The 9,349-nt window shown below is 72.3% G+C and carries 8 protein-coding genes; 2 read left to right on the top strand and 6 right to left on the bottom strand.

Annotated features, from left to right (window positions below; translation table 11 throughout):
- The first annotated feature begins 112 nt into the window (after positions 1 to 112).
- Complete coding sequence (locus ACGGZK_RS18880) at positions 113 to 4,507, top strand: family 43 glycosylhydrolase (RefSeq protein WP_395244164.1); 4,395 nt, start codon at positions 113 to 115, stop codon at positions 4,505 to 4,507.
- Positions 4,508 to 4,552: 45 nt separating this feature from the next.
- On the opposite strand, the gene ACGGZK_RS18875 is transcribed toward ACGGZK_RS18880, so the two are convergent.
- The 4 genes from ACGGZK_RS18875 to ACGGZK_RS18860 form a co-directional block, all read right to left on the bottom strand.
- Complete coding sequence (locus ACGGZK_RS18875; RefSeq protein WP_395244163.1) at positions 4,553 to 4,936, bottom strand: YciI family protein; 384 nt, start codon at positions 4,934 to 4,936, stop codon at positions 4,553 to 4,555.
- Positions 4,937 to 5,017: 81 nt separating this feature from the next.
- Positions 5,018 to 5,617: a hypothetical protein gene (locus ACGGZK_RS18870; RefSeq protein ID WP_395244162.1), complete on the bottom strand. Its 600-nt coding sequence runs from the start codon at positions 5,615 to 5,617 to the stop codon at positions 5,018 to 5,020.
- 57 nt (positions 5,618 to 5,674) lie between these two features.
- Positions 5,675 to 6,142, bottom strand: coding sequence for a VOC family protein (locus ACGGZK_RS18865; protein ID WP_395244161.1), 468 nt, complete (start codon positions 6,140 to 6,142; stop codon positions 5,675 to 5,677).
- Between the two features lie 132 nt (positions 6,143 to 6,274).
- Positions 6,275 to 6,727, bottom strand: a complete 453-nt coding sequence (locus ACGGZK_RS18860) for an Lrp/AsnC family transcriptional regulator (protein ID WP_395244160.1) — start codon at positions 6,725 to 6,727, stop codon at positions 6,275 to 6,277.
- 102 nt (positions 6,728 to 6,829) lie between these two features.
- Here ACGGZK_RS18860 and ACGGZK_RS18855 point away from each other — a divergent pair, with 102 nt between their 5' ends.
- Positions 6,830 to 7,486, top strand: coding sequence for a LysE family translocator (locus tag ACGGZK_RS18855; protein ID WP_395244159.1), 657 nt, complete (start codon positions 6,830 to 6,832; stop codon positions 7,484 to 7,486).
- Positions 7,487 to 7,504: 18 nt separating this feature from the next.
- Here the strand turns inward: ACGGZK_RS18855 and ACGGZK_RS18850 are convergent, their stop codons facing one another.
- Positions 7,505 to 8,527, bottom strand: a complete 1,023-nt coding sequence (locus tag ACGGZK_RS18850; protein ID WP_395244158.1) for an NADPH:quinone reductase — start codon at positions 8,525 to 8,527, stop codon at positions 7,505 to 7,507.
- 40 nt (positions 8,528 to 8,567) lie between these two features.
- Entirely contained in the window at positions 8,568 to 9,269 is a 702-nt protein-coding gene (locus ACGGZK_RS18845) for a TetR/AcrR family transcriptional regulator C-terminal domain-containing protein (RefSeq protein ID WP_395244157.1), read from the bottom strand.
- Positions 9,270 to 9,349 lie beyond the last annotated feature (80 nt).

Raw genomic sequence — 9,349 nt, 5'->3', positions numbered from 1 at the left:
TCATCCGACGACACCCGCCCTTCCGCTCCGCGCGCTCGCCCTGCTAGGGTCCGTGTTGACGTCAACATGTTGACGTCAACATTCACGTGGAACGCAACGGTGCGGAGGCAGCATGTTCGCCAGCGGGGTCGGAACGACCAGATTGCTCACCGGCGCGGGGGTGATCGCCGTCCTCGCCGCCGTCCTGGTGCCCGCGACCACGGCGAGCGCCGCCGTGCCGACGACGGGGACGCCACCCGTCTACGACTCGTACGGGGCGGTGAGCGACCCGGGCGCCTCGGCGGCCGGGTACTTCCAGCCGTACTGGTACGACACCGACGGCCGGCACATCCAGGCCCACGGCGGCCAGATCGTGGCGGCCCCGGCCGGCGTCACCGCCACGTCGGCCGACCTCGGCGTCGAGGCCGACCAGGTGACCGCCGCCACCGAAGGCGGCGAGACCGTCTACTACTGGTACGGCGAGGACCGCTCGAACGGCTACTACGACAGCCCCGGCGTCTCGGTGTACCGCTCGACCGACACGCTCAACTGGACGAACGAGGGCGTCGCCCTGCGCTCGGTGACCGACAAGTCCGAGCTCCGCAGCGACTACTTCGACGACCTCTACGACACCGTCGCCGACGACGGCACCCCGAACCAGGCGACGATCGACCGCCTGTTCTACTACCTCAACGTGAAGCAGGTCGAGGCCGACGGCACCACCCCGCGCCTCAACGCGATCTTCGAGCGACCCAAGGCGCTGTACAACGCGCAGACCGGCAAGTGGGTCATGTGGTGGCACGCCGACGGCGCCGTCACGCCGGGCGGCAGCAGCTACGCCCGGTCGCTCGCGGCCGTCGCGACCAGCGACAGCCCGACCGGGCCGTTCGAGCTGCAGGGCGCCTACCGCCTCTACAACGAGCCGACCTACCAGTCCGCGTGCAGCCAGTCGGGCGCGGTGCCCGGCGGCGCGCGCGACATGACGGTGTTCCAGGACGAAGACGGCACGGCGTACGTCGTGTACTCCTCCGAGGAGAACCGCTCGCTGTACATCGCGAAGCTGAACGCCGACTACACCAACGTCGAGAAGACCACGACGGAGGACCCGACCGGGGTGCAGTTCTCGGCCGACGGCCGCTATCCGAAGATCTTCGCCGACGGGGCACCGGGTTCGCCCGTGAACCACGAGGACTACGCGATCGTGAAGCGCTGCGGCCTGCTCGAGGCCCCCGCGATGTTCACCCACGACGGCACCTACTACCTCCTCGCCTCGGGGGCGACCGGCTGGGCGCCGAACCCGCAGACCTACTACACCGCCGACTCGGTGCTCGGCGGCTGGATCCGCGGCGTTGAGGCGAACGACGTGAACGAGAACGTCTCCTACAACCAGATCCCCGAGGGCGGCGACGGCCTGCTCTCGGTGGGCGACACCCGCAAGACGACCTTCGGCTCGCAGGGCACGAACGTGCTCACGCTCGACGCAGCCAAGGGCCAGTACGTCTACATGGGCGACCGCTGGAACGCGGGCGCCGCGGACTCCACCTACGTCTGGCTGCCGCTCACCTTCGGTGAGAACGGCCGCCTCGAGATGCGCAACCCGAAGGCCGAGTCCGCGAAGTGGGCGAACGGCTGGGATGCCTCGTACTGGGACGACAAGGGCGCCGGCGCCTACGAGTGGACCGTCGCCGACGCGTCGCTGCCCGCCCGCGTGCCGACGAACACCGACCTCGCCGACCAGCTGCCCGACACGGTCGCGGTCACCGCGAACGGCGCCACCACCGACGTCGCCGTGACGTGGAGCCCGACGACCTTCACCGCGCCCGGCGCGCAGACGATCACCGGCCGCCTCGCCGCCGGCGACGGCTTCACCGCCGGTCGCACGTTCACCCGCACCATCCAGGTCGACGCCTACGGGCTCGTCAACATCGCCCCGCAGGCGATCGTGACGGCCTCGAGCCGGCAGGAGCTCGCGGCCACCACGAATGACGGCCGCGACGCGAAGGGCTGGGACGACTGGGCCTCGAGCGGCACCCACCCCAAGTCGAGCTGGCTGACCTACACGTGGGCCGAGCCGCGCACGCTCGACCACGTCGTCGTGCGCACGTACCGCGACGGCTCGACCGTCACGTGGCCGTCGAAGATCGCGGTGCAATACCAGGACGCGACCGGCGCGTGGAAGGACTCGACCGTCTCGGCGTCGGTGCCGCAGAACACGTCGGGCGCCGCGCCCGTGGTCGAGCTCGACCTGACGTCGCTGCCCGCGACGACCGCGCTACGGTTGCTGCTCACGACGACCGTGAACACCTGGCAGTCGATCACCGAGGTCGAGGCGTACGGGTACGGCCCGAACGCGCGCACCGCGCTGTCGTCGCTCGCCGTCGACGGTACGGGCGTCGCCGGGTTCGACGCGGCCAAGTGGAACTACTCGGTCGCCGCGCGGAACCCGGCCGACCGCGTCGTCACCGCGACGGCCGCCGACCCGACCTCGCGGGTGACGGTCACGCAGGCCACCTCGGCGACGCCGTTCGCATTCGTGAAGGTCGAGGCGCTCGACGGCACGAAGGTCGTCGCGGTGCAGACCTACCGGGTCGGCTTCGTCGCACCCTCGACGGATGCCACGCTCGCGAGCCTCACCGTGGACGGCACCGCCGTGCCCGGCTTCGCGCCGGCCACGAAGCGGTACGACGGGCTGCAGTTCGTGCCCGGCACGACGCCCGTCGTCGCCGCCACGGCGACGAACGCGCGCGCCTCGGTCTCGGTCGGCGCGTACGATCCCGCCACGAAGACCGTCACCGTGCGGGTGACCGCCGAGGACACGGCGGTCAAGTCCGACGTCGTCGTCGGGTTCGTCGAGGACCCCCGCTCGTGGGATGCCGCCCTGAGCGGCCTCACCGTGAACGGCACCGCGGTCGCCGGGTTCGCACCCGACACGCTCGACTACACGGTCGGCATCGGCACGTGGGGCACGGCACCGACCGTCGCGGGCACGGCCCGCAACGCGGCATCCGCCGTCGAGGTCGCGAGCGGCGTGTCGACCGCGACCGTCACCGTCCGCGCCGAGAACCCGGAGAAGACGCGCACCTACCGGCTCACCTTCACCGCGGCGGCCTGCACGAACCCGGCCATCGCGGCCCCGTGGAGGGCGGCGGCGTGGGGCACCGAGTCGAACGCGCAGTTCTGCGACGGCGACGGCGCGGCGTTCCGCATCTCCGACGCGAACGACGGCGCCTGGACCACGAAGGACAACCTGAGCGTCATCTCCCGCCCCGACGTGCTGCCGGTCGGCGCCTCGATCGAGACGTACGTGCCGGCGGTCGTGAAGGGCAACAACTCCGACCCGCGCGCCGGCCTCGTCGTGCGCAACGACCTCACGCGCGCCGGCAAGGCGAGTGCGAAGGGCTACGCGATCGTCGTGCTGAGCCCGACGGGCGGGTACCTCCAGTACGACGCCAACGCCAACGGCTACATCGACACCGAGACGGCCAAGGTCGCCGCGGCGACCTGGCCGGCCTACGTGAAGCTCGAGGTCACGAGCGCGACGAGCGTCACCGGGTACTTCCGGAAGGCGGCGACGGATGCCTGGACGAAGCTCGGCACCGCGCCGATCTCCGCCGCCGCCGCACCGCTCGACGCCGGCGTGTTCGCCGCGGGCAACAACGGCGCCGGGGCATCCGTCGCGACGTTCCTCGACACGCGCTTCTCGTTCGAGGTCGCGAGCGTCGCGGCGACCGAGGTCGACACCGTCGCCGAGCACGCGCCCGTGCTGCCGGCGACCGTGACGACCATGCTCGTCGACGGGTCGACGGCCGAACGGGCCGTCACCTGGGCCGCGGTCGAGCCGGCGGCATATGCCGACCTCGGCACGTTCACGGTGTCGGGCGTCGTCGAGGGCACCGACCTCGCGGCGGTCGCCACCGTGACGGTCGTGCCGCCCGCCGACACCGCCGTCGCACCGCCCGCGGTCGGCGTGCTCTCGTCGGACAACGGCTGGGACACCGGGCTCCAGGACGGCGACTTCCGCATCACGATGAACCTGTGGTGGGGCTCGAACGCCACGGCGTTCCGGCTCTACCAGGACGGGCAGCTGGTGGCGACGAAGTGGCTCGCCGACCAGACCCCGCTCGCGCAGGCGGCGTCGGTCGACATCGCGGGGCTCCCGAACGGCACCTACCGGTACGTCGGCGTGCTGACGAACTCGAAGGGGGAGACCAGCACGAAGGCGCTGACCGTCGTCGTGAAGGACGCGAACCCCGGCAAGCCGCAGCTGTCGCACGACAACTCCGACAAGGACGGGGCCTTCGTGCTCACCGCGAACCTGTGGTGGGGCACGAACGCGACGTCGTACCGGTTCCTCGAGAACGGCGCGGTCATCGGCGAGGGGCAGCTCGTCGCGGCGACGCCCGGCGCGCAGCGCGCCGAGCTGGCCGTGACCGGCGCCGCGAAGGGCGACCACGTCTACACCGTCGAGTTCGCGAACGCGGCCGGCGTCACGACGAGCGCACCGATCACGGTGAAGGTCGCCAGGTAGCGCGAGCGGAGGGCCGGGCGCGATGCGTCCGGCCCTCCGTCGTGCTCAGTCCTCCGGCAACCGCCGCCGTTCGCCGACCGGCCCGCCCGCGAGCGGGAACGCGAGCGACCCGGCCGCGGTCCACCACTCCATCACGTCGTACGCGAGCCGGCCGGCCACCACCGACGGGTCGGCCGCGCTCAGCCGGGCCGCCTCCGCAGGGTCGCAGGCGAACACCGACAGGCCGCGGTACGACTCGTCGCTCTGCTCGAGGAACGGGCCGTTGGCGACGAGGATGCCCCGCCGGCGCAGCTCCGCCCGGTACGCGAGGTGCCGAGCCTGCAGCGCATCGAGCTCGTCCTCGGGTAGGTCGGGTGCATCGGCGGGCCGCCGCAGCACGACCACCGTGACGACGTCGAACGCGTCGGGGATGTCGGGGTTGCGGGGCATGCCGCCATGCTGGCAGCGGCCTCGGGGCGGCACAAGGACCGGTACGGGCCCGCTCGAGCTCGGCTGGGACGAACCGCCGGCTCACGCCGAGGCGGACTCCTCCCGAGCCCAGTAGTGGTTCGTGCGGGCGGCGACCGCGGGGTGCAGGTCCGAGACGTCCGTCAGCGGGGTACGGACGATCCGGGGGCCCGGCTGCTCGGTCGCCGTCACGCCCGCCCGGGTCGCGGCCGTGAGGGCCATCTTCCGGAGCTTGCGCCAGTCGGGCTCGCTCGTCGGGATGCCGCCCAGCTCCCAGGAGGAGATCAGGGCGAGGCGACTCCCGGTGCCCGAGGGGTCGGGTTCGAGGCGGGCGACCGTGGACGGGACGGCTTCATCGGGCGTCGCCCGGATGGACCATTCGAACCGGTCGTCGTGCTTCCAGAACATCGGCGGCTTGGCGGGCTCGAGGAGGACGGCGGCCGCCTCGACGTCGAGCGGGAAGTGCACGCACGTGGCCATCGACGTGAGGATGGTCTGCACGCTCTTGTCCGGGGAATCCTTCCAGCCTCGGCCCGAGGCCGCGGCGTCGGCGCTCTTCTGCATGAACCTCCACGTCCAAGCCCGCGCGACGCCGCCGATGATGAACAGCGCCGCGAAGGCGCCCAGGACGAAGAACCCCTGGTACTCCTGCCACCACGACATGTCGACGCCACTCCTCCGGATCTCGGGCGATCCTACCCGCGGACCGGCGGCCGGATCTCAGGCCCGCTCGAGCTCGGCGACCACGATCTTCTTCTGGCCCATCATCACCTGGATCTGGGCGGGCGTGCGGGTGAGTTCGCCCATGTTCGCGGGGACGACCTGCCAGCTCACGCCGAACCGGTCCTTGCACCAGCCGCACTGCTCGGCCTCGGGCACGTGCGACAGCGCGGCCCAGTACCGGTCGATCTCGGCCTGGTCGGCGCACGACACGATGAACGACACGGCCTCGGTGAACGGGAAGAGCGGCCCGCCGTCGAGGCACACGAAGTCGACGCCGTCCAACGTGAACTGCCCGTTCAGCACCTTCCCCGACATGCCCTGGAAGTGCTCGTCGAGCGACTCGTCGGGATACTCGTCGATGCGGGTGATGCGCGAGTTCGGGAACACGCTCACGTAGTACTCCATCGCCTCGCGCGCCTGGTCGTCGAACCACAGGCACGGCTGGATGGGTGCGAGCTCGGCCATGGGAACCCCCTCGTTCGGCTGTCTCGTCTCCCGGGCCACGCTACGCCCGGCGGGGTCCGGCGGCACCTGGTCGGTCGGGCGGCGCGACGTCGTGCCGCCCGAGCGACGCGGTGCCGCCCGACCGGGTCGGGCTCAGAGCGGCAGCGGCCGGTCGTCGACGATGGTCTTCATCACGAGGGTCGACTCGACGCGCTGCACGCCGGGCAGCGCCGCGAGCTTCTCGTCCCACAGGCGCTGGTAGGCGGGCAGGTCGCGCACCGCGACGCGGAGCAGGTAGTCGGGATTGCCGAAGAGGCGCAGGGCCTGGATCACCTCGGGGATCTCGGCGACGGCGGCGTCGAACGCCGGCACGGTCGCGGTGTTCGCCTGCTGCATCGTGACGAACACGAGGGCGCTGAACCCGAGCCCGACGACCTCCGGGTCGATCACGGCCCGGTACCCGGCGATCGCGCCCGACTGCTCGAGGGCCCGCAGGCGGCGGTGGGTGGGCGACATGCTGAGCTGCACGCGATCCGCCAGGTCGGTGAGGCTCAGCCGGCCGTCCTGCTGGAGCTCGGTGAGGATCTTCCGGTCGATGGCGTCCATGGGGTGGATTCTTCCACTATCCGCGCCGTTCGAGGGGAAAGTTGGAAGCCTGTTCCGGCCGATCTTGCCTACGTTCGTCGTATCGAACGACGGGAGGCGAGCGTGAACACCGAACTGCTGCTCGCGTGCTGGGCGATGATGACGCTGATGGTGCTCGTGCCGGGCCCCGACTGGGCGTACGTCATCGCCGCCGGCACGCAGGAGCGCACCCTGCTGCCCTCGATCGCCGGCATCCTCGTCGGCTACCTGCTCGCCGTGACCGCCGTCGCGATCGGCGTCGGCGCCGCGGTTGCGGCCATGCCGTGGGTGCTCACCGGCCTGACCCTCGCGGCGGCGGGCTACCTCGCCTACCTCGGCGTCCGCGTGCTCATGCACCCGCCGGTCGTCGCCGCGGATGCGTCCGGCGCAACCGGGGGCGCGGGGCCGAGCGGGGCATCCGCTCACCCCTGGCTGCGCGTGCTCCAAGGCGCCGGGGTCAGCGGCCTGAACCCGAAGGGCCTGCTCGTGCTCGTCGTGCTGCTGCCGCAGTTCACCGACGCCGCGAGCGCCTGGCCGATCCAGGTGCAGCTCGCGGTGCTCGGCCTCATCTTCGTCGGCAGTTGCGCGCTCGTGTACTCGGCGGTGGGGGTCGGCGCGAAGGCGGTGCTCCGCGCCCGGCCGACCGCCCTCCGCGTCGTGTCCCGGGTGTCGGGTGCGGCGATGGTGGTGCTCGCCGTCGTGCTCGTCGCCGAGCAGGTCGCGCATCTCGTGGCCGCGTGACCAGGCGGCGACGCGCGCTCAGCCCACGTCGACCAGCACCTTGCCGACCGTGCCAGCCTCGACCGCGTCGTGCGCTTCGGCCGCGCGCTCCAGCGGGAACCGGGTGAGCGGCAGGCCGGCCGCCTCGCCGACCGGCAGCGCGCCGTCGGCGACCGCGCGGCTGATGTCCGCGGCGGCGGCCGCGAGCGCCGCGTCGCCCACGGTGTAGAGCAGCAGGAACTGGTAGCGCACGTTCAGCGCGAAATGGTGCCGCACGTCGAGCCGCATCTCGCCGCCGCCGTCGGTCGCGTACACCGCGATCGAGCCGTGGTTCGCGATCACCCGGCTGTTCAGCTCGGCGTTGCGGGCGGGGGAGACCTCGACGACCAGGTCGACCCCGTTCGGCGCGACCGCGCGGATGGCCTTCGCCGCGTCATCCGCCCGGTAGTCGACGACGTGGTGGGCGCCGGCCGCGGTCGCGAGCGCCGCCTTCCCGGGCGAGCTGACCGTCGTGACGACGGTCGCGCCCGACCAGCGGGCGAGTTGGATCGCGGCGTGCCCGACCGCGCCGGCGCCGCCGGCGACGAGCACGGTGTGCCCGTCGAGCGCGCCCGGGCGGAGCCGCTCGGGTCCGCCCTCGTGTACGGTGAGCGCGCGGTGCGCGGTCATGGCCGGCACCCCGAGGGATGCCCCGAGCTCGAAGCCCGCCGCGTCGGGGAGGTGCACGACCCGCGAGGCGGGCAGCACCGTGAACTCCTGCGCCGTGCCCGTCGGCCGCTCGTGCGCGGCGAGGAACACCCACACCCGGTCGCCGACCGCGAATCCGGCGACGCCGTCGCCGACCGCGTCGACCACGCCCGCGCCGTCCTGGTTCGGCACGACCTCGGGGAACGGCGTCGGCCGGCCGGCGTGCGCGCCGGCGCGCGCCTTCCAGTCGGTCGGGTTCACGCCCGAGACGACGATGCGCACGCGCACCTCGCCGGGGCCGGGCGTCGGGATGCCCCGCTCGAGGAGCTGGAGGACGGAGGAGTCGCCGGTCTGCGCGTACGCGATTGCTCTCATGCGGAGGGGCAACACGCGATCGGCCACGGCTGTTCCGGGTTCAGCCGGCAGCAGACGCGCGGCGTCGTTCGAGCCCTTCGAGCACGAGGTCGAGGCCGAACTCGAACTCGGTCTGGTCGTCGCACCAGCCGAGCGTGGAGTCGGGATCGTCGTGCACCACGTCGGCGAGCATCGCGGCGAGGTTCGGCGCGAACGAGGCGAGCTGCTCGATCTCGACGGGCGCGGGCGCGGCCGAGTCGTCGCTGAGCTCCTGCACGTAGCCGTAGATGCGACTGCCGAGCGCGTGCAGCCCGTGGTGGATGAGGTCGTGCGAGAGGCCGCCGGCGCGCATGATGCCGACCACCCCGTCGACGTGGCGGGTGGCGTTCGGGCCGGCGGCGCCGCGGAGGTTCATGACGTTCGGCGCCCACGGGTGGCGGAGCAGGACGCGCCTCGACCCGAGGATGCGCCCGCGGAGCGTCGGGCTCCAGCTCGAGGCATCCGTCGTCGCCGGCGGCGCGAACCCGCCGACCTCGGTTTCGACCTCGGCGAAGACGGCCTCGACGAGGCCGTCGAGGATCGCGTCCTTGTTGGGCAGGTGGTAGTAGATCGACATCGCCTCGACGCCGAGGCGCTCGGCGAGGGCGCGCATGGTGAGCGCGTCGATGCCGTCGTCGTCGGCGAGCCGCAGGGCGGCCTGCAGCACGAGGTCGCGGCTGAGGCGGCTGCGCTCGGCGGCTCGGGCGGAGGTGGGCGACGGCATGGTTCACCTTACAACGTCAGGCAATCGTCCCGGAGGGGTGGACGCGGCGCGTCCGGCGGCGTATCTTACGCCGTAAGTCT

The sequence above is a fragment of the Agromyces sp. MMS24-K17 genome (genome assembly GCF_043950245.1).
Lineage (GTDB): Bacteria > Actinomycetota > Actinomycetes > Actinomycetales > Microbacteriaceae > Agromyces.
The sequence above is the reverse complement of the archived record's forward strand: the minus strand, read 5'-3'. Positions and strand labels throughout refer to the sequence as shown.